23 protein-coding genes are annotated in these 26637 nt (G+C 59.6%); 6 read left to right on the top strand and 17 right to left on the bottom strand.

The window, feature by feature from the left end; genetic code table 11:
• Positions 1 to 24 precede the first annotated feature (24 nt).
• Positions 25 to 558 (bottom strand): DUF4416 family protein, encoded by a 534-nt coding sequence (locus DWB63_RS00300; protein WP_128326806.1) that lies wholly within the window; start codon positions 556 to 558, stop codon positions 25 to 27.
• On the bottom strand, positions 555 to 1847 hold the full coding sequence (locus DWB63_RS00295; RefSeq protein WP_128326805.1) for a MiaB/RimO family radical SAM methylthiotransferase: 1293 nt from the start codon (positions 1845 to 1847) through the stop codon (positions 555 to 557). The genes DWB63_RS00300 and DWB63_RS00295 overlap by 4 nt, the downstream gene beginning before the upstream one ends.
• 58 nt (positions 1848 to 1905) lie before the next feature.
• On the opposite strand from DWB63_RS00295, the gene DWB63_RS00290 reads away from it, so the two are divergent.
• Entirely contained in the window at positions 1906 to 2484 is a 579-nt protein-coding gene (locus DWB63_RS00290; protein WP_128326804.1) for a tetratricopeptide repeat protein, read from the top strand.
• On the opposite strand, the gene mnmA is transcribed toward DWB63_RS00290, so the two are convergent.
• On the bottom strand, positions 2485 to 3522 hold the full coding sequence (mnmA, locus tag DWB63_RS00285; protein ID WP_128326803.1) for a tRNA 2-thiouridine(34) synthase MnmA: 1038 nt from the start codon (positions 3520 to 3522) through the stop codon (positions 2485 to 2487).
• Between the two features lie 137 nt (positions 3523 to 3659).
• Between mnmA and DWB63_RS00280 the strand changes: the two genes are divergently transcribed.
• Positions 3660 to 5399: a C69 family dipeptidase gene (locus DWB63_RS00280; protein ID WP_206613105.1), complete on the top strand. Its 1740-nt coding sequence runs from the start codon at positions 3660 to 3662 to the stop codon at positions 5397 to 5399.
• A gap of 213 nt (positions 5400 to 5612) precedes the next feature.
• Here the strand turns inward: DWB63_RS00280 and gatA are convergent, their stop codons facing one another.
• From gatA to DWB63_RS00250, 6 genes are all read right to left on the bottom strand, one after another.
• Entirely contained in the window at positions 5613 to 7070 is a 1458-nt protein-coding gene (gatA, locus tag DWB63_RS00275) for an Asp-tRNA(Asn)/Glu-tRNA(Gln) amidotransferase subunit GatA (protein WP_128326802.1), read from the bottom strand.
• Positions 7071 to 7097: 27 nt separating this feature from the next.
• Positions 7098 to 7382, bottom strand: a complete 285-nt coding sequence (gene gatC, locus DWB63_RS00270; protein WP_128326801.1) for an Asp-tRNA(Asn)/Glu-tRNA(Gln) amidotransferase subunit GatC — start codon at positions 7380 to 7382, stop codon at positions 7098 to 7100.
• A gap of 26 nt (positions 7383 to 7408) precedes the next feature.
• Entirely contained in the window at positions 7409 to 9364 is a 1956-nt protein-coding gene (locus DWB63_RS00265) for a hypothetical protein (RefSeq protein WP_241648511.1), read from the bottom strand.
• 213 nt (positions 9365 to 9577) lie between these two features.
• Positions 9578 to 11485: a molecular chaperone DnaK gene (gene dnaK, locus DWB63_RS00260; protein ID WP_128326799.1), complete on the bottom strand. Its 1908-nt coding sequence runs from the start codon at positions 11483 to 11485 to the stop codon at positions 9578 to 9580.
• A 107-nt stretch (positions 11486 to 11592) separates the two neighbouring features.
• A complete protein-coding gene (locus DWB63_RS00255; RefSeq protein WP_128326798.1) occupies positions 11593 to 12210 on the bottom strand; it encodes a nucleotide exchange factor GrpE in 618 nt (205 codons plus the stop codon).
• 147 nt (positions 12211 to 12357) lie between these two features.
• Positions 12358 to 13563 (bottom strand): aminopeptidase, encoded by a 1206-nt coding sequence (locus tag DWB63_RS00250; protein WP_128326797.1) that lies wholly within the window; start codon positions 13561 to 13563, stop codon positions 12358 to 12360.
• A gap of 126 nt (positions 13564 to 13689) precedes the next feature.
• On the opposite strand from DWB63_RS00250, the gene DWB63_RS00245 reads away from it, so the two are divergent.
• Positions 13690 to 14664: an alpha/beta fold hydrolase gene (locus DWB63_RS00245; protein ID WP_128326796.1), complete on the top strand. Its 975-nt coding sequence runs from the start codon at positions 13690 to 13692 to the stop codon at positions 14662 to 14664.
• Here DWB63_RS00245 and DWB63_RS00240 read toward each other — a convergent pair.
• From DWB63_RS00240 to DWB63_RS00220, 5 genes are all read right to left on the bottom strand, one after another.
• Positions 14661 to 15812 carry a multidrug effflux MFS transporter gene (locus DWB63_RS00240; protein ID WP_128326795.1) on the bottom strand — a complete coding sequence of 384 codons (1152 nt, stop codon included), beginning with the start codon at positions 15810 to 15812 and terminating at the stop codon, positions 14661 to 14663. The two genes, DWB63_RS00245 and DWB63_RS00240, sit on opposite strands and share 4 nt — an antisense overlap.
• 81 nt (positions 15813 to 15893) lie before the next feature.
• Complete coding sequence (locus tag DWB63_RS00235; protein ID WP_128326794.1) at positions 15894 to 16739, bottom strand: transporter substrate-binding domain-containing protein; 846 nt, start codon at positions 16737 to 16739, stop codon at positions 15894 to 15896.
• 132 nt (positions 16740 to 16871) lie between these two features.
• A complete protein-coding gene (gene clpB, locus DWB63_RS00230) occupies positions 16872 to 19469 on the bottom strand; it encodes an ATP-dependent chaperone ClpB (protein WP_128326793.1) in 2598 nt (865 codons plus the stop codon).
• A gap of 29 nt (positions 19470 to 19498) precedes the next feature.
• Positions 19499 to 19834 carry a chaperone modulator CbpM gene (locus tag DWB63_RS00225; RefSeq protein ID WP_128326792.1) on the bottom strand — a complete coding sequence of 112 codons (336 nt, stop codon included), beginning with the start codon at positions 19832 to 19834 and terminating at the stop codon, positions 19499 to 19501.
• Positions 19835 to 19843: 9 nt separating this feature from the next.
• On the bottom strand, positions 19844 to 20821 hold the full coding sequence (locus DWB63_RS00220; protein ID WP_128326791.1) for a DnaJ C-terminal domain-containing protein: 978 nt from the start codon (positions 20819 to 20821) through the stop codon (positions 19844 to 19846).
• 142 nt (positions 20822 to 20963) lie between these two features.
• Here DWB63_RS00220 and DWB63_RS00215 point away from each other — a divergent pair, with 142 nt between their 5' ends.
• Positions 20964 to 21518 (top strand): BON domain-containing protein, encoded by a 555-nt coding sequence (locus tag DWB63_RS00215; RefSeq protein WP_128326790.1) that lies wholly within the window; start codon positions 20964 to 20966, stop codon positions 21516 to 21518.
• 31 nt (positions 21519 to 21549) lie between these two features.
• Here DWB63_RS00215 and DWB63_RS00210 read toward each other — a convergent pair whose 3' ends face one another.
• Entirely contained in the window at positions 21550 to 22152 is a 603-nt protein-coding gene (locus DWB63_RS00210; protein ID WP_241648508.1) for a PHP domain-containing protein, read from the bottom strand.
• A 94-nt stretch (positions 22153 to 22246) separates the two neighbouring features.
• Between DWB63_RS00210 and DWB63_RS00205 the strand changes: the two genes are divergently transcribed.
• The gene (locus DWB63_RS00205) at positions 22247 to 23590 is read left to right on the top strand and encodes an alkaline phosphatase family protein (protein WP_241648506.1); all 1344 of its coding nucleotides are present in this window, start codon (positions 22247 to 22249) and stop codon (positions 23588 to 23590) included.
• 2 nt (positions 23591 to 23592) lie between these two features.
• Complete coding sequence (locus DWB63_RS00200; protein WP_128326788.1) at positions 23593 to 24189, top strand: adenylyltransferase/cytidyltransferase family protein; 597 nt, start codon at positions 23593 to 23595, stop codon at positions 24187 to 24189.
• Here DWB63_RS00200 and DWB63_RS00195 read toward each other — a convergent pair.
• Both DWB63_RS00195 and DWB63_RS00190 read right to left on the bottom strand, forming a co-directional pair.
• Positions 24186 to 24923 (bottom strand): rhomboid family intramembrane serine protease, encoded by a 738-nt coding sequence (locus DWB63_RS00195; protein WP_128326787.1) that lies wholly within the window; start codon positions 24921 to 24923, stop codon positions 24186 to 24188. The genes DWB63_RS00200 and DWB63_RS00195 overlap by 4 nt on opposite strands.
• On the bottom strand, positions 24920 to 26551 hold the full coding sequence (locus DWB63_RS00190) for a dephospho-CoA kinase (RefSeq protein WP_241648504.1): 1632 nt from the start codon (positions 26549 to 26551) through the stop codon (positions 24920 to 24922). The genes DWB63_RS00195 and DWB63_RS00190 overlap by 4 nt, the downstream gene beginning before the upstream one ends.
• Positions 26552 to 26637 lie beyond the last annotated feature (86 nt).

The following is a 26637-nucleotide window of genomic DNA, read 5'->3' as shown; positions in this document are numbered from 1 at the left end:
GAAAGCCGCGTTTGTGCGAAATCGTCACGTTTGCGGCTTGCTCTGCTTGGTTCTATACGACTGACGCAACTTTGTCAGCCGTGTTTTCATGGCCTCGCCCGCGTAATCCGGGAAGGTCCAGGGAAAATCGACCCACTGCTTTTTCTGCCAGATCAGGGTCAGGTCGGCCCAGATGCCGTCCTTCAAATAGATGCGGTGCGAAAAATTCTTGCCCGTGGCCAGAACCAGGCTCTGCATGGTGATGAAGCCGGGATCGAGGTTGAAGAGCCGCTTCCCCTCCACTGCATACCGGGCCTCCAGCCCATTGGTAAACAGCTTGATATCCGCCAACTCATCCAAGGGGCGGAGGGTATCAAAGGCCACGATCCGCCGGGTAATGGGGGTTCCCAACTCCTTGTCATAATAATCGGTCTGATCAAAGGCAAACAGCTCGGACGGCTCGGCCTTCCCGAACCTCCCTTCCAGCTCAGAGAGCAGCCCGGGCCAGAACGCATCCCATTTCGCACTCAAAACCGAGATGATCAGCAATCCGGGATCGGGAATCTTCGGCGTACTCATGATGCATCCTCCAACGGCTCCACCAACACCACGCCCTTTTCGATACACACCGGCCGCGTCCGGACCAGGGAACGGGGAGCGTTGCCAATTGCAGTGATGATCCGGCAGGCCGCATAGAACTGACTGACCCCGCGACCCTGGGCATCCTGAACCAGGACATCGAGGTGCGGCAAGGTCAGCAGGTTCTTGAGGAAAGCGGACTTTTTCGCGTTGACGAGCTTGCGCAGCCTCGCGGCACGCTCCTTGCGCACCGGCACCTCCACCGGGTCCGGCAGGTCCACTGCGCGCGTGCCGGGCCGCTCGGAATACGGGAAAACATGGCCGTAGGTCAACGGCAGGGCGCGGCAGAGTTCCAAGGTGTTCTCGAACCGGGCCTCGGTCTCGCCGGGAAAGCCGGTAATCAGGTCCGCGCCCAGCCCCATGACCGGCCAGACCTTGGCCAGCCGTTCCATGAAGTCCACGGCGGACTGCGGGGAATAATGCCCCCGTCCCATGGCCTTGAGCACGTCCGAGTCGCCGCTTTGCAGGGAAAGATGCAGTTGCGGACAGACCATTGAGGAACCGGACAACACGTCCAGCGCCTTGTCATCGAGCTGCCCCGGCTCCACCGAAGAAATGCGGAAGCGCGCCCGTCCGGTCCACTCCAACCCGAACACCGCTTCCAGCCGGGCCACCAGATCCCAAAAGTCTGGCTTGCCGTCGAGGTCTCGACCGAAATGGCGCAGGTTGATGCCGCTCAATATGAATTCACGGAAACCGGCGGCCAGGAGCCGCCCGACCTCGTCCACAACCTCGTTCACGGGACGGCTCACGGACCGGCCGCGCGTCAGGGGAACGATGCAATAGGTGCAAAAGTGGGAGCACCCGTCCTGGACCTTGACCACGGCCCTGGCCCGATCGTAACCGGATATGGAAAAGGGAGCGAACCCGGCCTTCCCGCCCTTGGCACCCACCTGTCCGCCGGGACCGTCCAGCAGTTGCGCCTTGTCTTCCTGGGCCACCACCCGAACCACGCCGGGAAGCGCGGCCAGTTCGTCCGGCATGACCTGGGCCGCACACCCTGTGATGATGATCTCTGCCTTGGGGTTGTCCCGATGAAAACGGCGAACGGTCTGACGCAGATCAGCCACGGCATTGGCGGTCACGGCGCAGGAGTTGACCAGGATGAGGTCCGCCTCGCCGGCGTCCCCGACCTCGCGGACATGCTGACCGGCCCAAGCCTCGCCGATGGAACGGGTTTCATACTGGTTGATCTTGCAACCCAGGGTAGCGGTATAAAAGGTAGTCATGCTAGGGTGTATCACTCGATTTGAAAAAAGTTCACCTATATTAGCCGAGACAGCACCCATGAAGCAAACAAATAGCGCATCAACACTGATCTTCCTTGCCGTCCTGCTCGTTCTCTCCGGCTGCGTGACCGGCACCTCCGTCGGAGTGGGCATGGGTGGCGGCAACACCCGCGTGGGCGTGGGCATGGGTACCGGAGGCACTTCCGTGGGCATGGGCGTTGGCGGCTTCGGACTGTCCCTTAACTCACACGGAGACTTCCTGAACAACGGCCCCAACGAGGCGTATACCAACAACAAGGTGGGCATCAACCAACTTCTTGAGGGAAAATACGATGACGCCCGAAAAACCTTCGAGGATACGCTTCAGAAATATCCCAATCAGCCGGATGCCACTTATTATCTCGGCCTGACCTTCATCTATCAGGGAGACCGGGAGGCAGGGTTTGCCCTGCTCAAGGGATACCGGGAGCAATACTATTACCGGGGCACAAGCGCGGTGCAGCGGATGGCCGCCCACCTGGAAAAGAAACCCGAATTGTCGGCCGAGGAAATCCACAAGGCCATGAACAGGGAACGGGTGGACGGCTACAAACAGGATATCCGAGAACGCCAGGAGCTGCGCCGGGAAACCTGGTAGCTACAGCGCCCCTTCGATAACCCCGCCACCGAGCACGGTTCCGGCCTCGTCATAGACCGTCGCCACCTGTCCGGGGGTGGGACGGGTATGAGACTCCAGAAAATCGAACCGCAACTTGCCGTTTGACAAACGGACCCTGCCCGGCTTGGCCTGCTGGCGATACCGGGTCTGGACCATGACCACCTCGGGCCACGTCTCCACCGGACACATGAGGTTGACCTGCCCGGCCACGCAGCCTTGAGCGGCCAGCTCATCCCTGGTTCCCACGATCAGGGTGTTGCCCGCCACATCCTTGTCCAGCACATAGAGCGCCTCTTTCCACGGAATGCCGAGGCCGCGCCGCTGCCCTTGGGTATGCCGCCACAACCCGTTGTGTTCACCCACGATTTCTCCGGTTGCCAACGCCGCCGGGCCAGGGCCGGGCATGGCGCACCGGGCCGTCAGAAAGGCCTGATAGTCGTCGTCCGGCACAAAACAGATTTCCTGACTTTCCGACGGCAGGGGCGGCGTCAGACCGTGGTCGGCCAGAATGGACAAGACGTCCCTCTTCAGGATTTCAGCCAGCGGGAATTCAGCCAGCCGCAGGGATTCCACCGGCACCAGCGACAGGAAATAGCTCTGATCCTTGGTGGCGTCAGCGCCGCGCACCAACATGCACCCCTGGTCCCTTTGCTCCATGCGCACGTAATGGCCGGTGGCCAATCGATCCGCGCCAAAGGCACGGGCCGCCTCGAACAGCACCCCGAACTTCATGCGCGGATTGCACATGGCACACGGATTGGGCGTCAGTCCGGCCCGGTAGTCCTCCGCAAAGGGAGCGATCACCCGGGCATCGAACGCCTCATGCAGGTCCAGGGCGTGAAACGGCACGTCGAGCACGGCACAGGCCCTGGTCAACCCGTCCGCCACCCGTTGCCAATCCGGCCCCGGCGGCAGGAAATGACCATGCACGGCCAACAGGTCATGGCCCTGTTCCTTGAGCAGGGCCAGGGCCAGCAGGCTGTCCATACCGCCTGAAACGGCTACGGCTATAGTCATACGAAAAACTCCCTGTCTGCCATGAGGGCATTCTAGGGAAGGTATCGGGCAATGGGAAGAAATTATAAATCAACTGGCTCAAGAAATGTGTTAAGGCTATCCCAACAACCGATTTCCCATACCGTAAGGAGCCTATAATGAAACGATTTTTCACACTGGCCATGACTGCCTGCCTGACTGCGGTCCTGGCTGTTCCGGCCCTGGCCTGCACCACCATGATCGTCACGCCCGGCGCCAGCGCCGACGGCTCGATGATGGTCACCCACTCCGATGACGACGAACTCGGAGATCAACGCATCATTTACGTGCCTGCCAAAAAACAGGAAGGGAAGCGTAAAGTCTATTCCGACCTCATGCGCTACCCCCGCATCGTCACCGATGACCGCGGTCCGGCCTACAACACGCCCGGATATCCGCCGACACCGTACCTCGCTGAAATCTCTTATGAAGAGATCTGGAAACTTCTGGGCCGAAGGCAGGAAACCTCGTTTGCCTATTTCGACGGCAACTATGGCATCATGAACGAAAAGAACCTGATGATGGGCGAGTGCACCAACGGAGCCAACTACGAACCCGATCCCAATTCAGAGGCGAAAAACGGCCAGCCGCAACGGATCATCTACAGCTCCGAACTCTCCCGCATCGCCCTGGAGAACTGTGTCACCGCCCGTGAAGCGGTCAAGCTCATGGGAGCAATCGTGGACAAATACGGCTATTTCTCAACCGGCGAGACCCTGCTGGTGGGTGACGAGAACGAGGCATGGGTGTTCGAAATGTGTGCTCTGCCAGACGCCAAATACCATTCGGCCTGGGTTGCCCAGCGCGTGCCGGACGGCGAATACTTCGTGGCGGCCAACACCTTCCGCATCCGCGACATCGTCAAGGACGACCCCGACAACTTCCAGTACTCCAAGAACCTCATCCCCGGACTGAAGAAGCTCGGCTGGTGGGACGAAAAGAAACAGGGAACCGTGGACTGGCTCCGTGCCGTCAGTCCCGGCGAATACAACCACCCATACTATTCCCTGCGCCGCGTCTGGCGGGCCATGAGCCGGGTCAATCCCGACCTCGGCCTGTCCCCGTGGGTCAAGGACACCTATGCCCGCGACTACCCGTTCTCCATTCCGCCCAAGAACAAGCTGACCGTGCAAGGGGTCTTTTCGCTCTATCGCGACCACTATGAAGGCACGCAGTTCGACCTGACCAAGGGCGTGGCAGCCGGTCCCTACGGCGACCCCCACCGCTTTGTCGGCCCCTATGACGGCAACCAGAACAATGTGGATACGGAAAAAAAATTCTTCGGAGCATGGGAACGGGCCATCTCGGTCTTCTACCAAGGGTACACCTTTGTCTGCCAGACCAGGCCCAATGCACCGGAAATGACCAAGGGCGCGGTCTGGTTCGGTCCGGACGTGTCCTACACAACGGTCTTCACGCCCTTCTTCTCCAAGATGAGCCAACTGCCCGAAGCCTACCAGACCGGCAGTCCCCAGAAATTCGATCCCGCTTCGGCCTGGTGGAATTTCAACCTGCTGGCCAACTGGTCCCGCCTCAACTTCCAGCGCATGACCTCGGTGGACATCAGGCCCGCCCAGCAGAGGCTTGAGGCCAAGGCCCTGAACGGATTCCTGATGATGGACAAGGTCATGGAAGGCAAATCCGAGGCCGAACAGCAGAAGCTTATCGACGAGTTCAGCTACAAAACCGCCGAGATGATCATGGGTACCTGGCGCGAACTGACCTTCACCCTCCTGGCCAAATACTCGGACGGGTACATCAACCTGCCGGACAAGGATGCCATTGCCATCGGCTACCCGGCCACCTGGCTTGACGAAACACAATACCGCAACGGTCCCACGACCTACGACATGAAATAGGATGCCTCCGGCGGCCAGAGGGAGCAACTTTCGAGAAAGTTTCCCCCTCTGGACTCCCCCTTCACAGCTGTTTGTGTGCCTTCGGCAAAGGAAGATGAACGCGACACTGCCAACCGGGCGCAAGCCATGGCCCGAAAACTGTTGAACTGACACCCAAAAAAAAGCCGGTTGCATGCATCAGCATACAACCGGCTTTTATCTTTCAATCGTTTTCTACAGTTCCGGCATGGGCATGGGGTCGAGGTTGCGCTCAAGGCATTCGGCCACGGAGAGCATGTCCGCCTCGCAAAAGGCCGGGCCCATGAGCTGGAGACCCACCGGCATTCCGGAATCCCGGCCCAATCCAACGGGCAGACTCATGCCGGGAAGTCCGGCCAGGTTGCAGGAAATAGTGAATATGTCGATGAGATACATCTGAAGCGGATCGACCTTGGCGCCTTTTTTAAAGGCTGTGGTCGGCAGAACCGGACCCGCGATGAGGTCGCACTGCTCGAACGCCTTGTCGAAATCCTCGCGCAACAGGCGACGGACCTTGGCGGCCTTGTTGTAGTAGGCATCATAGTAGCCGCTTGAGAGCACATAGGTGCCCATGATGATGCGACGCTGCACCTCGTCGCCGAACCCTTCGGTCCGGCTCGAAGTGTACATGTCGATCAGTTCGTCGGCTTTCCTGTTGCGGTGACCAAAGCGCACGCCGTCGAACCGGGACAGGTTCGAGGAAGCCTCGGCCATGGCGATGATGTAATAGGTGGCGATGGCGTACTCGGTGAGCTTGAGGGACAAGGGAACGGTCTTGGCGCCCAGGGCTTCCATCCTGGCGACGGCGCTCTTGCACGCTTCCTCGACTTCCGCATCCAGGCCTTCGCCCCAGTATTCCTCGGGCAGGCCGATGGTCACGCCGTTGAGGTTTTCACGCCCCAGCCCGGCCAGATAGTCCGGCACAGCCACATCCACGGAGGTGGAATCCTTGGGATCGTGTCCGGCCATGACCTGCAACAGGCGGGCCGCGTCCTCGACGCTCCGGGTCATGGGACCGATCTGGTCAAGGGAGGAACCGTAGGCAATGAGTCCGAACCGGGAGATGCGGCCATAGGTGGGTTTGAGCCCAACGATGCCGCAGAAAGACGCCGGAGTACGGATGGAGCCGCCGGTGTCGGTGCCGAGGGCCGCATAACACTGGCCCGCCGCCACGGTCGCACCGGAACCGCCGGACGAGCCGCCGGGTACGCGCTCCAGGTCCCAGGGGTTGGCGGTCATGAAAAAAGCGGAGTTTTCCGTGGAGGAACCCATGGCAAACTCGTCCATATTGGCCTTGCCGACGATGACGGCCCCGGCTTCCTTGAGCTTGGTCACGGCTGTGGCGTCATAAAAGGGAACGAAATCATCGAGGATCTTGGACCCGCAAGTGGTCCTGGTTCCCTTGGTGGTCAGCAAATCCTTGAGAACAATGGGAACGCCCCACAAGGGCTTGCTCGCGTCCGGCCCGGCATCGTCCATGGCCTCGGCCTCTTTCATGGCCTCTTCGGTCATGACCGTGATCAGCGCCCTGACCCTGGGTTCGGTGGCATCAATGCGATCCAGACAGCTTTTGACCGCCTGGACGGCCGTCACTTCCCCGGACCGGAGCAGTGCGGCGATTTCGGTCAGCGTCTTGGTATAGAGTTCAGACATCAATCAATCCTGAATTATATCAAATTATTAAACAATGCGAGGAACAATGAAGAACTGACCGTCCTGCTCTGGGGCGTTGGACAGCACTTCTTGGCGGGTGTAATCCTTGCGCGCTTCATCCTTGCGCAGCACCGTGGTGTGCGTGACCGGACTGTACATGGGTTCCACGGCGTCCGTGTCGAGTTCGCCAAGCTTGTCCATGTGGTCGAGAATATCCCCGAGCTGTCCGGCGAACAGCTCAAGCTTGTCCTGGGACAGGTCGAGCCGGGAAAGGCTGGCGACCTTGGCCACTTCTTCGGGACTGATTTTCATTATGGTCTCCTTTATGAACAAGTCTGCTACTGAATCGGCGGAGTATCGGGATTAACCGCAGCGGGCTTTTTCACAACCCCGCCCTCCATGCGCTTCTCATAGGCTTCCATGCGTTTCTCACGCCGGGCCTTTGCCCGAACGACCCTGTCGGTAATCTTGTCGGCATCCACTATCTCCTTGCCGTTCTGGACTGGGCTGAACAGATACAGCTTCTGACTGGCCACGCCATCCTTATTCCAGACCATGGGGGCCATGCTGAACTCCATGTCCTGGGCATCCTGGATGCGTTTGTTGACCAGACGACCGTTCCAGGAAGCCGGCAACGTGCCGAGTTTCCCGGCAAAGCGAATAAAATCGTAGCCCAGCGCCACCCAGAAATCGGCCTGTCCCAGACCCTCTTCAGTGAGCGCGTATTGCAGGGCCTTTCCGCCCTGCGAACCGTCCCACCAGGCACCGGGACAGACTGCCAGCCTGAAGTAATGCTCGTCCACGTCCTTGACGGAATCCAGGGCGCGGCTCCACAATCCGGGGCCGAGAAAGACCAACTGGTCTCCTTCAAAGAAAAAGAAATTGGGCAACAGGGCCTCGGCCTGACTCCAGCCGTCCGGAATGAACACGGCCCCGAAGTCGGGCATCGCCAACGGAACATCCTTGTTGTCGTTGAAATCCGCAGGCACTTTCAACAACTGCCCCACCCGCTTGCTCCACTGCTTGAGATCATGCGAGGGATAGGACACCATGCCCTTGATGCGTCCGCCCAGGGGAGTGGCCTCCTGATAGAAGGTCTGGGCCATGGTCCGGCCGAACTTCTCCTCGGGGTAGAAGACCGCCAGGTCCTTGATGCCAAGCTCGTCCACAGCCAGGGAGACCAGACTGCGAACCTCGTCATTGCGGCTGGTAAAGAACCGCCAGGCGTCCTTGCCCTCGGTCAAATCCCCGAGACTGGAGAGAAAGGTAAACACGGCCCGCTGTTCGAGCAGGTCGCTGGCCGGAGAGCCTGGTTCATAAAGCCGCTTGAAGGCGTCGATCCGCAAGGGGCCGCCCACCACGGTGTAATGACGCGGCAGTTCGGCCAGAAGCTTCTCCCATCCAGCCGCTTCGGTGTTGATAACGCGCAGATCGACGTTGACGCCCTCCTGGGCAAGCCGCCACTGGGCAAGCCCGGCGCCGCGCAAAACCTTCACGCCCACCTTGGCGTAGGGGCCTGTGACAGGCAGCAACAAGGCCAATCCGACACTGGGCACCCCGTACCGGGCTTCAAGTTCGGCCAGCCGGGTCTCCAGCGGAACAGTGTCCACAAGCTCGCTGCCGGTGCTCAGGCTGCGCATGGTGCGCCATACGGCGGACCATGCCTCAGGGTCGACAGCCTTGCGCACGCCTCGCTCAAAAGCCACAAGGGCATAGGGAAAACGCCATTGGTTGGCCGGGGTGACCGCCGTGGACAGGGACTCCACCACCCCATCATCACAGGTCAGCAGCCTCTGCAGGTATTCCTGCTCGAAGAGGGCTTTCGCCTGCTTGTCCGGGGCCTGCTTGTAAAATCCGTCCAGGACGTCCAGAGCGCGCTCGGGGTCGTCTTTTGTCTGAAAATAGCCCGTATACCACAGGGCCACTTCCCGCTTGGTTTCCCATGGGACAGAGGTACTTTCCAGCAACCACTTGAGGTGATTGCGCAGCCGTTCCACCTTGTCCAGCCCGGCCATGGCATTGAGATACGGTTGCTCCCAATCCATGCGCTCCAGGGCGGTGGTATCGATATTGGCCCACTTTTCCAACGCGATGCGCGCCTGGTGGTAATGGCCGTTCATGTTGGCGGATTCGGCAAGGCGGGCATAGACCACAGGCAATTCGCCCTTGGTCAGATCGGCCCTCTCAAGGGCGGCTGCGTAATACAGCTCTGCCGCCTCGTATCGCTTGGCCTGCCAGGAGGCATCGGCCTCGACCAACAGATTGGGCGTGGACAGCATGTCAACACTCTTCATAGATGGCTGCTTGGGGGCGCACCCCCAGGCAAAAAGAACGATCATCACCAGAACGGCAAGACCCCTGGCGCAATATGTTGATTTCTTCATAGGACGGATTCGATCCATTGTCTGTTCTGTTACAGCTATTTCACAGCCAGATAAAAAACCCGGCCCGCAAGGGTGCGGACCGGGTAATGCTATACTTCGCTTGATCTGTGAAAGCAAGCCGAACTACTTGACCTCGGTGTAGTCGGCGTCGACCACGTCATCGTCATCCTTGGCGGCAGAGCCTGCGTCGGCACCTGCTGCACCCGCATCCGGCCCGGCACTTTCGGAATTCTGCTGGGCATAGAGCTGTTCGGCCAACTTATGGGAACTCTGGGCCAGATCATCGGCCTTGGCCTTGATCTCGGCAGTGTCGTCGGTTTCGAGCGCCTTTTTAACGGCTTCGATCTTGCCTTCGATCTCCACCTTCAGTTCCGAGCTGACCTTGTCGCCGAGATCCCGCAGGGATTTCTCGGAGGTGTAGACAAGGGTGTCGGCCTGGTTGCGAGTCTCGATAAGCTCCTGCTTCTTCTTGTCCTCGTCGGCATGAGCCTCGGCGTCCTTGACCATCTGGTCGATTTCGTCGTCGGACAGGCCGGAGCTGGCCGTAATCTGGATGGACTGCTCGCGGCCGGTGCCCAGATCCTTGGCATGGACGTGGACAATGCCGTTGGCGTCGATGTCAAAGGAGACTTCGACCTGCGGCACGCCGCGCGGCGCCGGCGGAATGCCGGTCAATTCGAAGTTGCCGAGCAGCTTGTTGTCCGCAGACATGGGGCGCTCGCCCTGGAAGACGCGGATGGACACGGACGGCTGATTATCGGATGCCGTGGTGAACACCTGGGACTTCTTGGTCGGGATGGTGGTGTTGCGCTCGATGAGGTGCGTCATCACGCCGCCCATGGTCTCGATACCCAGTGAAAGCGGGGTCACGTCGAGAAGCAGGACGTCCTTGACGTCACCGGCCAGGATGCCGCCCTGAATGGCCGCGCCCATGGCTACGACTTCGTCGGGGTTCACGGAGCGGTTGGGTTCCTTGCCGAAGAAGGACTTCACCTTTTCCTGGACCAGCGGCATACGGGTCATGCCGCCCACCAGAATGACTTCGTCGATATCGGCAGCAGACAGGCCTGCGTCCTTGAGAGCCTTCTTGCACGGTTCGACAGTCCGGTCGACCAGATCCTCGACAAGCTTTTCCAGCTTGCTTCGGGTGATCTTGACCATCATGTGCTTGGGACCGTTCTGGTCGGCGGTGATGAACGGAAGGTTGACCTCGGACTCCATGGAAGAGGACAGCTCGTGCTTGGCCTTTTCCGAAGCCTCTTTCAACCGCTGAAGGGCCATGCGGTCCTTGGACAGGTCGATGCCGGTCTCCTTCTTGAACTCGTCCACCAGATACTCGATGATGCGGTGGTCGAAATCCTCGCCGCCGAGGAAGGTGTCGCCGTTGGTGGCGCGGACTTCCACGACGTTGTCGCCCACTTCCAGAATGGAGATGTCGAAGGTACCGCCGCCGAGGTCGAAGACCGCGATCTTCTCGTTGGCCTTCTTGTCGAAACCATAGGCCAGGGAAGCCGCAGTGGGTTCGTTGATGATACGCTTGACCTCAAGGCCGGCGATCTTGCCTGCGTCCTTGGTGGCCTGGCGCTGAGAGTCGTTGAAGTAGGCCGGAACGGTGATGACCGCTTCGGTGACGGGCTCGCCCAGGTAAATCTCGGCATCCTTCTTCAGTTTCTGAAGAATCATGGCAGACACTTCGGGCGGGGAATATTTCTTGCCGTCGATCTCGACCCAGGCGTCGTTGCCGTTACCGGCCACGATTCTGTACGGACAGTGCTTCTGCCACTTCTTGACCTCGGGCGCATCGGAAGCACGGCCCATGAGGCGCTTGATGGCGAACACGGTCTTTTCAGGGTTGGTGACGGACTGGCGTTTCGCGATATCGCCCACCAGGCGTTCCTTGTCAGTAAAGGCCACGACAGACGGCGTGGTACGGCCACCCTCGGGATTGCTGACGCATTTCGGGTCTTTGCCCTCCATGACGTAAACGCAGGAGTTGGTGGTTCCAAGGTCGATCCCTATGATCTTACCCATATGTATGTCCTCCTAAATATAAATGTCGTATGAAACGGTAAATTTACGTTACTTTGTTCAATAATCATGCGTTCGGCCTTGTAAAGAGCCTGCGCATCAAAAAAGCCTTAAACCTTGTTGACCATGACCTTGGCCGGACGGATGAGCCGTCCTTTCAGCCGATAGCCACCCTGGATCACCTGGGCTATCAGGTTGTCGCCCAGCCCCTGTTCTTCCACGGTCCCCACGGCCTCATGAATCTCCGGATCGAATTCGGTGCCGACCTCGGCCTGCACCTGTTCCAGCCCGTGGCCCTTGACCGCCCCCAGAAAGAGCTTGCGGGTCATGTCCACGCCGATGACGAAATTCTGGCATTCAGGGCTCAGCCCGCCGGTGTGCGCCAGTGCAAGATCAAGATTGTCGAGGATCGGCAGCAGATCGGCCAGAATGGACTCTCCCGCGTACTTCTTCAGTTCCTCGGTTTCCCGCATGAGCCGTTTCTTGACGTTCTCGGAATCGGCCAGGGCGCGCAACCGGATTCCTTCGGCCTCCTTGTGCACATCACACGCCGGGCAAACCGACTCGCGGCACAGGGCATACAATTCCTCCTGACTCAGGGAAACCTCGGCCTCGGTTTCTCCGGCCTCTGCCTCGTCGGGCGTCTCGAAGGCCTGTTCTTCGGTGAAGATCCTTCCTTCATCGTCATACAGGCCGTTGATGGGCACTTCGTTTTTGTTTTTCGCCATGAAATATTAATCCTTAAAACGTATTATGGTATGAAAAAGCCCGCAGGGAGCGAGATCTGTTGGGGAAATAAGCATGTGGAAAGGGTTGTCAATGGCCGCGATGACAAGAAAAACACCGTCCGTGCGGCCACGGAAGCGAAGCGGCAATCAGATTTTGAAGACGCCGTTCTCATAGATCAGCCGGGGAGAACCGGTCTTGAGCCAGGCTGTGACCCGCTTGGGCTGGGTGTTGACCAGATCCCAATGCATGTCCGAGGAGTTGAATCCAAGTTCATATTCCAGCTCCGGAGTGAGCATTTCCGGCGGCCCGGTAAAGCTCTCCAGAACCGAGCCACCCAAGGCCAGGTGGCAATTGCCGTGTTCCCCACCGTGGTTCTCGTCCAGCAGGGTGTGGGCCATGAACCGGTCCACGCGGGAAAACCGCTTGTCCGTCAACGAAAACTCGCCCACTCTCCGTGCGCCCGCGTCAGAGTACATCTGGTTCTGCAGGAAGACCTGTCCGCGCTCGGCTTCCACCTGCGTGGCGATACCATCGGAAAAATCCAGGGACATGCCGGTCACGAGATGGCCGTAGCGCAGGGTCGGCTGGTCCATATAGTAGGTGCCGTCGACCTTGCGGGCATCGGGCGCAAAGTAGACTTCATACCCCGGTATATTGGCCCCGTTCACCCCCACGAACCGGCGATTATCGCCCACGCCGACCTTGAGGTTGATATCCTCGGATTCCACCTTCAGACTCCGTATCTCCATGGAATCAAGCCAGGCGCAGAGCTCCCTCACCTCCCGTTGCAGCCGCTGCCATTCCCTGACCGGATTGGGCATGTTCAGCCAGCAGGCACGCTTCAACGCATGGGCGTACTCCTCCAGGGTCATGCCCGAGGCCTCGGCCAGGGCCGAGGTGGGGTAGAGACAGGTCGTCCAGCCCATGGAACCGGACTGCATCCGCCGTTGCAGGATGCGCCGATTGGGCGCGTCGGCCCGCCGGGCCTCGGCAATGGTGCGCGGGTCCACGGTCTGAAGATGAGTCAGAGATTCCGGGGCGATTATGTTGATGACGCCTGCGGCCTGAGAATAAAGTTCCGACAATCCGGGCTGCTGGAACAACAACTGGCCGTAGCTGGAATTGAGATACCGCTCCATCTCCATGTACGGAGTAGGCATGGCCGCGGGTACGGGCATGAGATGAAGGTCCATAAGTCGTGAATAGACCGCCTCGGCCAAAGGCAGCCCGGGGATGTCGTACCTGATGAGCACGACCTCGCTGTTGCGAAGCGGGCGTTCCCTGGTCTGGTTCATGGCCCAGACCATAACCTCGGCGTAGTTTTCCAAATCGACCTGATCGTACAACGACACGGCATCTCCTTGTTTCGCCGTCTTGCACGGCGAAACGCCAGGGTACAAAACCAAGTCGGGCGGAGGCAACCATTTTCATCCCGGCAAGGTCTTTACATCCTGAACGGGTGGCCGTACACATCGGGAATGCCCGTACTGCCGACACCCGACTACCAGCCTCCTCTGCCCTTCCTCTTCGGCAATCTGGCCACCGTGTATCCGCCCCTGTTCCGCCTGACTCCGCTGACCGCCCCCGAACCGGAGCGCATCGAATTGGCGGACACCGATTTCCTGGATCTGGACTGGCATCGCTGCCGGACCGGGGAAACCCGCGGGCTGGCCATTGTCAGTCACGGCCTTGAAGGAAATTCCCGGAAGAAATACATGCTCGGCATGGCCCGCATGGCAACAGGCGCGGGCTGGGATACGGTCTGCTGGTCCCAGCGGGGGTGCAGCTCGGAACCCAACCGGCTTCCTCGTTCCTACCACTCCGGCGAGACCGACGACCTGCATGAGGTCATTCTCCACTGCCTTTCGACAGGCCGATATGACCGGATCGTCTTGATCGGCTTTTCCATGGGCGGCAACCAGATCCTCAAGTACCTGGGGGAAGCCCCGGACCGGGTGCCCGCGCAGGTGGCGGCTGCCGCAACCTTTTCCGTGCCCTGCGACCTGTCCGCAGCGGAACGGATCATTTCCCGGCACCGCATCTATTTCGAATATTTCATGAAGGGGTTGCGCAGCAAAATGCGCGATAAAGGGGTCCGCTTTCCGGACGTCGTGAATGCCTCCCGGCTCAAGGGCATCCGCACCCTGCGCGAATTCGACGACCGATTCACTGCACCGATGGGCGGCTTTCTGGACGCCAACGACTACTACACGCGCGCTTCCAGCCTGCAATTCCTCAAGGACATCCGCATCCCCACCCTGCTGGTGACAGCCCAGGACGACCCGTTCATGGCCCCCTCCTGTTATCCGGTGCTTGACGCCACGACCAACCCGAAGCTGTTCCTGGAGATGCCGCGCTACGGCGGGCATGTGGGGTTCGTTCTGGGTGGCCGGGACAACGTCTATTGGTCCGAGTGCAGGACCAAGGCCTTCCTGGACGAAATCCCCGGCTAGAACCGGCAGCGCTTCTTGATGGCCTGCAGGGCCACAAACGGAACCACGGCGCTGCTCAGAGCCAACCAGCCCAAAACCATCGGCTTGGCATCCCATTCCAGAGAAATAAGCTGCATGGACACGGCGGCGACAAAGAATATTTCGAACGTCAGGATACCCGAGGCCGCACCCACGTCCTTGTCCACCTGGTCCAGGATCATGGAATTGCTGATGGGACGGGAAAAGCCCACGCAAAAGGAAATGCACACCATGGGGATGGCCACGGCAACCGGGGAATGCCCGCCCATGAACAACATGAGCACCCCTGCCCCGAAAAATGCAAACAGGGTAAAATAGAGCATGTTCAAAGGCTTGTACACGCCCACCAACCGGGTACAGACAAAGGAGCCGAGCATGAATCCCAGGGCGTTGAACCCGAAATACAGACCGAACATCTGCTCGGATATGCCGAACCCGTTTATATAGATGTCGGTGGACCCGCCGATAAATCCGAAATGCGGCAGGGACATCATGGCGAATCCCGCTGACAGACCCATGAAAGGCAGGTTCTTCATAACCGTGACGTACCGCCCGGCCATGGACAGGATACCGCCCTGGGTAAACTCGGTGAGCGGCTCTTCCAACCGGTACACGCCATACAACCCGATCAGGGCCAGCAATACCTGGACCACGAAGATATACCGCCATGAAGCGAATTTGAGCATCAGGCCACCCAGGGTGGGAGCCAGCATGGGAGCCAGGGCCATGATCACGCCGATGTAAGCCAATATCTTCTGCCGTTCAGGCCCGGAATACAGATCCTTGGAAAGGGCCAGAGCCAGAGAAGACGCGGCAGCGGCACCTGCGGCCTGAACGCACCGGCCAACAAGAAGCGTGAAGATGGAATTGGAGACCGCGCACAGGATGGTGCCCGCGATGAACAACAGGATGCCGTAAATCAGCACCGGCCGTCTGCCGAAGCGGTCCGAAAGCGGGCCATGGATGAGCAGACAGACACTGAACGTGGCCATGAACAGCACCAGCGAGAGGTTGGCCGTGGCAAAGGATATCCCCCAGCTGGCCTGAAGTGCCGGAATGGCCGGGAGATACATGTCGGTGGATAAAGGCGGAAAAGCCGCAAGAAGGGCCAGTAAAATCAAATTAGGCATTCAGTCCTCTGGGGAAAAGTTGAAGGTGCAACCTTTCAGCAAGAGGCCAGCGTTGTCAAGCGCGTTTTTCCCCCGCGGGCATCACCTCCGATTATGGAACAGCGCAAACAGAATTGCGCCGATCAGGACAATGGCACCGGCCACAAGAATCGCGATCAACCAGCTTGAAGTCGAAGAGGAAAGGACGACCCAATGGCTGAACAGCCGCTCCCGTTTCTTTTCGGTAACCCCCGCCTGACCTGCCCTGACCAGCCGCAGAAGTTCCTCGTTCCCCCGAGCCACCGCCCCACAAACCGAACGGCTATACAGGGTCTTTATCGGTATGAACTCTTCCAACTTGTTCCTGGCCCCCAGATGATTGACCATTGTCGTGTGTTCAGTCAGGAGGACATCCACTTCGCCGGAGAAAGCAGCCTGGACCATCTGGTCGGAATTCTTGTATGCTTTGCGCCGTATCCAGGGATGGGACTTGCGCAAATAGGATTCTGAATAGCCCGATTCCAGCACGGCCACCGGGGTTTCGCCAAGCTCAATCAATGAATCAATGCCAAGGGATTTACGAACGTATATTGCCGTATCCATTGAGAAAAATGAATCGGAAAAATCCAGATACCCATCTCGTTCTTCACTATAATAAAGCCCGCCATGAATATCGGCCCTGCCGTCCCGAACCATTTCCAGCGTTTCCGGCCAATCCGCCTGCACAAACGTGATGGCATTGCCGCTGGCAAGGGACCATGCTTTCCAGTAGTCGACGACCAATCCCTCGGGGTCGCCGTTCAACCCGACATACGAAAGCGGGGGCGTGTTGTTGGAATGCACCACGATGAGCGGTCTCCCCGTTCGCATGCTGTTGCCTGATTGAGAATCGGTCGGAACTGCTGCGACAAGGAGCAGAATGAATATGAAAATGAATCGTTTCACCATCCATCCCCCTGTATCCTCGGCACATTACGCATTCCACCCTCTCCAAGTCAACAGATGCAGGCTGAACGCCAACAAGACAAAAGGCCGACACCCGGTTCCGGGTGTCGGCCTTGATCAATTCATTCCTTCCGTCTAACTGAACACCAACTCGCCGTCCCGTTCGTCCACGGTGACAGACGTCCCATCCAGCAGGTCTCCGCTGATGAGTCTTTTGGCCAGCGGCGTCTCCAGATAGTGCTGGAGATAGCGGTGCAGCGGTCTGGCCCCGAAACTCGGATCGTAGGCGGTCTCGGCAATGAAGCCCTTGGCCTTGTCCGTAAGCTTCAGCTCGATCTTGCGATCCTCAAGCCGACCGCGCAGACCGGCCACCAGCAGATCGATGATGCCCATGAGCTGCGTGGGAGTGAGCGGCCGGAAAAGCACGGTCTCGTCCACGCGGTTGAGGAACTCGGGCCGAAAGTGGTGGCGCAGGACGTCCATGACCTTGGCCTCGACGCCCTCCCTGAATCCACCGACCTCGTCGATGCCGTCGAGCAGGTACTCTGCCCCCAGGTTGCTGGTCATGATGACGATGGTATTCTTGAAATCCACGGTCCGGCCATGGGAATCGGTCAGCCGTCCGTCGTCGAGAATCTGCAACAGGATGTTGAACACGTCATGGTGCGCCTTCTCGATCTCGTCGAACAGGATGACGGAATACGGCTTGCGGCGAACGGCCTCGGTCAGTTGGCCGCCCTCGTCATAGCCTATGTAGCCAGGAGGCGCGCCGATGAGCCGGGCCACGGTATGCTTCTCCATGTATTCGGACATATCGATGCGCACCATGTTCTCCTCGGAATCGAACAGGGCCGAAGCCAGGGTCTTGCACAACTCGGTCTTGCCCACGCCCGTGGGGCCGAGAAAAATGAACGAACCTATGGGGCGTGAGGGGTCCTTAAGCCCGGCGCGGGCGCGCAGGACCGCATCGGCCACGGCCTGAACAGCCGTATCCTGACCGATGACCCGCTCGTGCAGGGTGTCGGCCAGCTTGAGCAGCTTGTCGCGCTCTCCTTCCAAAAGCCGGGAGACCGGGATGCCGGTCCACTTGGCAATGACCTGGGCAACGTCGTCGGGACCGACCTCTTCCCTGACCATGCGCGGTCCATCGCCGGATTCCAGGGCTTCGTTGCGCGCGGCCAATTCCTTTTCCAGGGCATTGAGGCGGCCATACTCCAACTCTGCGGCCCGGTTGTAGTCGTGCACGCGCTTGGCTTCGTCCACCTCGCGGCGGGTGGTCTCGATATCCCCCTTGAGGGACCGCAGCCGCTCAATGCCGGATTTCTCGTTCTCCCACTGGGCGAGCAGCGCACTCTGCTGCTCCTTGAGTTCGGCCAGCTTCTTTTCGAGCACGATCAACCGCTCGCGGGAGGCCTTGTCGGATTCCCGCTTCAATGCCTCGCGTTCGATCTCGAACTGCATGATCTGGCGGTTGGCCTTGTCCAGCTCGTAAGGCTGGGAATCGATCTCTGTACGAATCAGGGCCGCGGCCTCGTCGATAAGGTCGATGGCCTTGTCCGGGAGCTGACGATCGGTGATATACCGGTTGGAGAGCACGGCGGCCTCCACAATGGCACCGTCGGCGATGCGCACGCCATGGTGCACCTCGAACCGCTCGCGCAGCCCTCGAAGGATGGAAATGGTGTCTTCCACATTGGGCTCTTCCACCAGGACGGTCTGGAAACGGCGTTCCAGGGCCGGGTCCTTCTCAATGTACTTGCGGTACTCGTCCAGGGTGGTGGCACCGATGCAGTGCAGTTCGCCACGGGCCAACATGGGCTTGAGGATGTTGCTCGCGTCCATGGCCCCGTCGGTCTTGCCCGCACCCACAATGGTGTGCAGTTCGTCGATGAACATGAGAATCTGCCCGGCGGACTCGGCCACCTCCTTGAGCACGGCCTTGAGCCGCTCCTCGAATTCTCCCCGGTACTTAGCCCCGGCGATCAAGGCGGACATGTCCAGGGAGAACAAGGTCTTTTCCTTGAGGCCTTCGGGGACGTCGCCCTTGACGATGCGCTGGGCCAACCCCTCGGCAATGGCGGTCTTGCCCACACCGGCCTCACCGATGAGCACCGGGTTGTTCTTGGTGCGACGGCTCAGGATGCGGATGACGCGACGGATTTCACTGTCGCGGCCGATGACCGGATCGAGCTTTCCGGATCGGGCTTCCTCCACCAGGTCGCGGCCGTATTTCTTGAGCGACTCGTAGGTCGCCTCGGGATTGTCAGTGGTCACGCGCTGCTTGCCGCGCACCTCTTCCAACGCGCCGAGAATCTTGTTCTTGTCCAGGGAAAACTGCTTGTTGACCTTGCCCACACCTGTGGACGGAGGTTCGTCCATCAGGGCCACGAACACATGCTCCACGGACACGAATTCGTCCTTCATGCGCTTGCGCATGTCGTCAGCCGTCACCAGCGCCTTTTGCATTCGCTGGGTGACCACGATCTGGTCCGGCCTCGCGCCCGAACCGGACACACGCGGCATCTTGGCTATCTCGGCGTCGATGGCCCCGAGATAGGCGTCCGGGGCCACGCCGAGTTTGCGCAGAATCTGACCTGACAGCCCCTGTTCCTGGGCCACCAGGGCATGCATGAGGTGTTCGCAATCTATCTGTTGATGTCCGTTTCGGATGGCCAGGTTCTGGGCCTCGGAAACAGCGTCCTGGGTTTTACGCGTAAAGGTATTGGGATCCATGGGAATGCCTCCTCACGAATTGGGATGTGTTATACGAGCCGCTTGAGTTCTTCGACTTCGGTTTCCAGCTCTTCGACCCGCTCAAGCAGGTCCACTATGATGGAGCCGGAGTTGAAATTGACGTCCAGGTCGTTGACCAGCCGCATGAGCTTGTGAATGCGATAGACATCGCGCAGCCGGAACAGGTACTCCTCGGCGCTGGTCTTCTTGGGACTGATCCAACCAAGATCGACCAACTCGGCCACATCGGCCGGCTGGATGGATGTCAGCTGAACCAGTTGAGCCCAGGCCACATATTCACTGCGCTCGGGCAGGTTGAGACCGGGCAGATGCATGAGCATTTCCTGTAATTTTCTCGTGGTCATAGCATACCTCTAAAAGCTTCTCGGCTTGAATTCGGATACTTTCTGCAACTGCTCCAACAGGTCGCGCTCCTCACTGGTGAGCCGCTCCGGCACCTGGATCATGATGCGCACAAACTGATCGCCCTTTCTGGCCCCGGACCCAAGCCCCCTGCCCTTGATACGCAGCTTCTTGCCCGAGCCGATACCCGGAGGGATCTTCATCTCCACGGCCCCGTCCAGCGTGGGGATGCGCAAAGAAGCCCCGAGCGCTGCTTCCCATGGAGTCAACGGCAGATCGAGGATGACGTCCACATCCGCGACTTTGTACATGGGATGAGGCATGAGCCTAATCTTGAGATACAGATCGCCCTTGGGGCCGCCGCCCATACCGGGGTTTCCCTGGCCAGCCAGACGGATCTTCTGGCCGTCCTTCACTCCCGCCGGTATGGTGATCTCCAGGGTTTTCGTGGACATGCGGGGGATACCCTCGGGACCGGAGGTCTGCTCCTGCAAGGTGACAGACTTCTTTCCGCCGCGGAATGCCTCTTCAAGGGTCAGCTCATAGGCTGCCTCGGAATCCGCGCCGCGCCGTGGCCGTTGCTGGTATCCACCGAAATCTCCCTGCGAAAAACCGCCCTGCTGGAAGCCGCCACGGAAACCGCCGCCACCAGCCTGACCACCGAAAATGGTCTCGAAGAAGTCGGAGAAACCGCCGCCACCGCCGAAGCCGCCGCCACCGAATTGCGCATTCTGGTAGCCTGGCGGGGGCTGGAAATGCTGCCCATGCTCCCAATTGGAACCGAACTGATCATACAGCTTACGTTTCTTTTCGTCCTTGAGGACTTCATAAGCTTCATTGATTTCCTTGAACTTGGCCTCGGCATCCTTGTTGTTGGGATTGAGGTCAGGATGGAGCTTGCGGGCAAGCTTTTTGAAAGCCTTGCTGATCTCATCCCTCGAAGCTGATCGGGAAACCCCGAGAAGTTTGTAGTAATCTTTATATTCCATTGGAGTCTTGTCCCTTCACAAAAAAAATATGTTCTCTGATGACTTTGTAAGTTAATATGCCTTCATGCTGTGTCAAGTCCTGAAGTACTAACATTTCATTCGATTTCCACAGACTTATCCACATGAGCTGCGAGGAGGAATCATGCGAAAACCCGGTTCAATCCCGATCTGCCTCATCCTGTGCCTGGCCCTTTCCTCCGCGGCCTGGACGCCTTGGGGGGCCATCTACGGCAGCGCCCGCGATGAACGGAGCGTTGGCGACCAGGCGTCGGACACCGAGATTTCCCTGTCCGTCAAGAAGGCCATGGCGGATACGGATCCCGGCAAGGCCCTCAAGATTCATGTATACTGTTTTGTCGGCCACGTCTTCCTGGTGGGCGCCATAAATGATGCGGACTTCCAGAACTTCGCCGTCAAGACCGCCCAAGGGACCAAGAACGTCAGGAGTGTCACGAAATACTTCGTGGCCGAGTCCCAAACCACGGCCAACGATTTAAAGACAACCGCCAAGGTACGCACAGCACTCATAGTCGAGGGCGACCTGAGCGCCACCCAGATAGAACAGGAGGTCTTCAACGGCGAAGTGGTGCTGCTCGGCATGGTCCGCAGCACGGCGGACGCCCAATTGGCAATCAAGGTGGCCAGGGGAGTGGAAGGGGTACGCAAGGTCACGTCCTTCTTGATCCCCTCCAAGTAGAGGATGACATAAATCAACCGAATGCGGGAAGTCAGGCTACCTTGCGGTGCATGGAGAACGGCAGGCAACAGCCCTGGTTGAGGGCATCGACAAGGTCTGCAGTGGAAGTGATCGGTACTGTGAACCGGGTGGGGCATCGGCCGAGTTCGTCCAGACGGTGGGCATCGGAACCCGCTACCGCAATCATGTCAAAACGGCTGACCAGGGAATGGGCCTGCTCGTTCTCCTCCATGCTGTTGCGGCCGTTGTTCACTTCCACAAGGGAAAACAGCCCGGTCCCGAACAGGGCCGGATCAGCCGGGCGCCGAACGCGGCAGGGATGCGCGGCAATGGCCGCTCCGCCCAACGCACTGACGCGGGACAGCAAATCCGAGGCAGGTAATCCTCCCGGCAACGAAGCGATATCCCCGAAAACAAGATAATCGCCCTGCGGGGTGGCATACTCCATGCCCACAGCGACAAACAGTCCGTCAGACTGGAAACCTGCTTTGATATGTGACAGGATGTCCATGGTGTCGTGATCGGTGATGCAGACGCCGTCGAGGCCCCTGCCCCTGGCATGGGCAAGGATTTCTGCAGGCGTCAGGACGCTGCACGGTGAACAGGTCGAATGGACATGAAGATCTATGAGCATGTCCCATACTGTACTTATCCGGGCATTCAACGCAACGAGATTGTATCAATGATGTGCATGCTTAAAATAGACATTGTCTATATACTAATGTTCCATGCCGGAGCAGAACGTGCCTGATACCTGCATCCTCATCCTGCTGGATGGCCTCGGCGACCGCTCCCACCCGCAACTCGGCCACCGGACGCCCTTGCAGGCGGCTCACACGCCCTATCTCGACCGCCTGGCCTCCCTGGGTGGAACCGGCCTCTATCACGCCACCCTGTTCGGACAGCCGCTGCCGAGCGAAAACGCCCACTTCGCCATCTTCGGCGGAATGCCGGAGGAGTTTCCCGGACGCGGCCCCCTGGAGGCGCTCGGCGCGGGGCTGGACCTCTGTCCCGACGACGTGGCCATGCTCGCCCACTTCGCCCACCTGGAGCCGGACAACGAGAATCGGCTCATACTGCGGCACGACAAGGTGTCTGCCAGCCCAGACGAAATCCGGCGACTTTTCGACAGCCTGGAGGATTTCGAATGCGACGGCGTGACTCTGAAGCTGCACCCGACGAACGGCATGTTCAGCGTCCTGACCATGGGAGGCGATGTGGCTCCGCACATAACGGACACCAACCCCATGGTGGACGGGCGGTTCATTCCCAAGGTGCTCCCGCTGGCTCCATACGCAGATGACCCGCCGACCCGCCGCACGGCCCGGATACTGACCGAATATCTCAAGTGGGCACACCGCCGCCTGACAGACGCACCCATAAACCGTTCGCGGAGAGCCTCAGGGGATATCCCGGTCAACGGACTGGTCACCCAGCGTGCCGGACGGCTCAAACCGTGCCTCCCCATGCGGACCCGGTACGGCCTCAGGGGGTTGTCCATTGCCAGCGGGACCATTTATGCCGGTTTGGCCCGGTTCACGGGCATGGACTTTCTCAAGGTACCTGACACGGATGATCCCGGCGCGGATATGGTCAAACGGATATCCCTGGCTAGGGAAAGACTTGGCGACTACGACTTCATCCACGTTCATACCAAGACCCCTGACCAGGCGGCCCATTCCAAAGACCCCGACGCCAAGGTCAGGGTCATCGAATCCCTTGACCGGGGACTGGCCCGAAGCTTGGAGCCGCTCCTGGAAGACGATAGTGTGCTCTTGGCCGTGACCGCCGATCACTCCACCCCGAGTTGCGGCAAACTCATCCACTCGGGCGAACCGGTTCCGCTCATGTTCATCGGCACCGGAGTTCGCCGCGACACAGTGACGTCTTTCGACGAAATCAGCGTAGCCTGCGGCTGCCTGGGAGCCATGCGCGGCCCGGAGTTGCTGTTCACCATACTCAACTATCTCGACAGGGCTCGGCTGGTCGGCATCCATGATTCACCGGACCCCGTGGAATATTGGCCCGGCGACCATGAGCCGTTCATCCTCGACCCGAAGCCGCAGGAATGACCATGCTCCACCCTCTCGGCTTCATCCACGGACGTTTCCAGGTTCTGCACAACGACCACCTGGCCTACCTGCTGGCGGGCAAGGATCTGTGCGACCGGCTGATAGTCGGCATCACCAACCCCGACACGGCCTCCATATGCGACGAGGCGACCGCTCCCGAACGGTCAAACCGGGACAACAATCCCCTGACCTATGACGAACGCAAGGCCATGATCGAGACCGCACTCTCCGATACAGGGGTGGACCCAAACGAGTTTTCCGTGGTCCCCTTCCCCATCAGCCGCCCGGAGCTGTTCGAAAAGCACGCTCCAAGAGACGCGGTATATTACCTGACCATCTACGACGATTGGGGACGGGAAAAGAAAAAAAGACTGGAAGCCCACGGCCTTCGCACCCACGTCATGTGGGAACGGCCACTGGAATTTAAAGGCATTTCGGGCAAGGACGTTCGCGCGGCCATCAGGGACAACGGGGACTGGCATCATCTGGTGCCGCCCGGAGTGGCCAAGCTTGTGGAGCAGTGGAACCTTCAGGACCGGTTCAACAGGGAGAAGCCGTTCAAAGCGGGTTCACCACACCAGTGCAAACAGGCCTTCTAGACGCGGAACTCGGACTCTTCGGGATCATAGTCACGGGTATCGGGGTTGTAGCAGTAGCGGCAACTGCCGGGACGCCGGAACCATTTGATCAGGACAATTCCGGCCATGAACCCGCCCACATGCGCCCACCAGGCCACTCCGCTGCTGGCCTGCACCTTGGCAAAGACACCCGAAGCCACCTGGAAGACGAACCAGAGGCCGAGGAAGAGGGATGCCGGGACCTGTATCATCAACGGAATGAAAATGATGGGTATCAGCGTCAGCACCCGACCATGGGGATACAGAACGATGTACGCACCCATGACTCCGGCCACGGCCCCGGACGCGCCCACCACCGGCATGGGGGACGCCTGCTCGAAGAACATATGCAGAGCCACGGCCGCCAGGCCGCACAACACGTAAAAAAGCACGAACCAGCCGTGGCCGGTGACGTCCTCGATGTTGTCGCCGAATATCCACAGCATCCACATGTTCAGGATGAGATGCAGCCAGCCGCCGTGCAGGAACATGTAGGTGACGAGCGGCCAGCCCATGGTGTCGGGATAGCCCGCCCAGATCGCCCACGACGGCTGGAAAAACCGGGCCGGGACCACACCGAACAGGTGGTAGACCTGCGCCGCACCCGAAGGGCCCAGTGACCCCGTGTAAAGAAAGACCAGAGCGTTGACCGCAATGAGCGCGACAACAGCATAGGGCGTCGTCACCCTCGGCACGTTGTCCCGCAACGGGATCACGAATCAGGCTCCGAGGCGTCAAGCTCTGCGGCCAGCGCAGGCCACACCCCGTCCAGCCACTCGGAAAAATCACGCTTGCGCTGCGCGCCGACCTCATAGGCGTAATCCTTAAGCCTTTCGGCCTCGCTTCGCAGTGCGTCCAAACCTTTTGCATTGTCCAGAACCAGGTCGCAGGCCGCCAGCTTGTCCGGTTCCGGCCACTGCCAGGAGTCGAACACGGCAAGGGTTTCGGGCGAAATCCCACGCAGTTTTCGCAATTCTCCGGTGCGCTTGTCCGCAGGGCAACGCACCCCGACGACCAAGTCCACTTGATCGTTTTTGTGCCACCCGCTCTCAAGCAGGAGCGGTATCTCGGCAAAAGCGGCCGGTTCGTCCCGGTGTACCTTGAAGAATTCCTCGCATTGATGGCGGACCATGGGATGGATCATGTCCATGACATCCCGGCGCACGGTCTCGGACACCTGCATGGCGGCAAACAGTCCGGGCTTGTCCACGGCTCCGTCCTCCAGGGAATACTGACCGCCGAACCGCTGCCGGATCATGGCCGCACCATCGCCGTCAGGGCCGTACAGTTCAGCCACGGAATCGTCGGCGGAGAAACACGGCAGTCCCATATCCCGCAAAAATCCGAGCAGTGCGGACTTGCCGCACCCCGGCATACCGACGATGCCCACCCGCAGGCACTCGCGAGGCAGGCTGGACAACAGAGTCTGAAAATCCTCGGGCGGAGCCAACCAACAGGTAACCGGCTCGCCCGTGGCCGGATGAATCACGGAAAGATAGAAGGCATGGAGCATCTGACGGGGAGCAAGATCGGCCAGCGTATCCGGCCTGCGCGACCATTCGATGTTCTCCCTCGGGCCATAGACCGCGTCGCCCAGAAGCGGATGGCCGATATGGGCCATGTGCACGCGAATCTGATGAGTCCGGCCTGTGTGAATGCGCACGGCCAACAGGCTGGCCAGTCCGCGCGGTCCGGTCCAAAGCACCCGGTATTCGCTTCTGGCCTCGCGGCCGCCCTTTTCCACCACGGCCATCTTGGTCTTCTGGCTCGGATGCCGCCCCATGGGTTCCTTGATGATGCCCTCTTTCTGGGCGGGGCAGCCGTGTACAATGGCCAGGTAGACCTTGCGCACCCGGCGTTCGGCAAAATCACCGGCCAACTTGAGCCGGTCGGGCTCGGTGCGGGCCACGACCATGAGACCGGAGGTGTCCTTGTCCAACCGGTGCACGATGCCGGGCCGTTGCTCGTCCATGGTGCTGATGTTCGCGGCAATCTCCGGCCACTGGTGCAGCAGATAGTTGACCAATGTGGGTCCCGGTTCTCCCGGAGCAGGATGCGTGGTCACGCCTGCGGGCTTGTTGATCACCAGGATATGATCGTCCTCGAAGAGCACTTCCAGGTCGCCGGGCACGGGCTCGGGCGCATAGGCTCCGACCTCCGGTTCGGCAGCCCCGATGGTCAGGGTCTCGCCGCCGAAGAGCTTGTGCTTGCCCTTGGTGACCACTTCTTCGCCCACCCGGGCCATACCGCCCTCGATCCAGGCCTTGATCCGTCCCCTGGAAACGCCGTCTTCAGCCAATTCGCGACCCCAAAACTTGTCCAGGCGCAGGCCGACATCGGACACGGAGACTGTCCTCTTCCAAAACTGTGTGTTTTTCTCTTTCATCATTGTTGTGTTGATACACCGGGAATCATTGGAAAGTAAATTCA

This window comes from Pseudodesulfovibrio sp. S3 (assembly GCF_004025585.1).
Classification (GTDB): Bacteria; Desulfobacterota; Desulfovibrionia; order Desulfovibrionales; family Desulfovibrionaceae; genus Pseudodesulfovibrio.
Note: the sequence above shows the minus strand (reverse complement) of the source record. Positions and strands in the feature narration are given on the sequence as shown.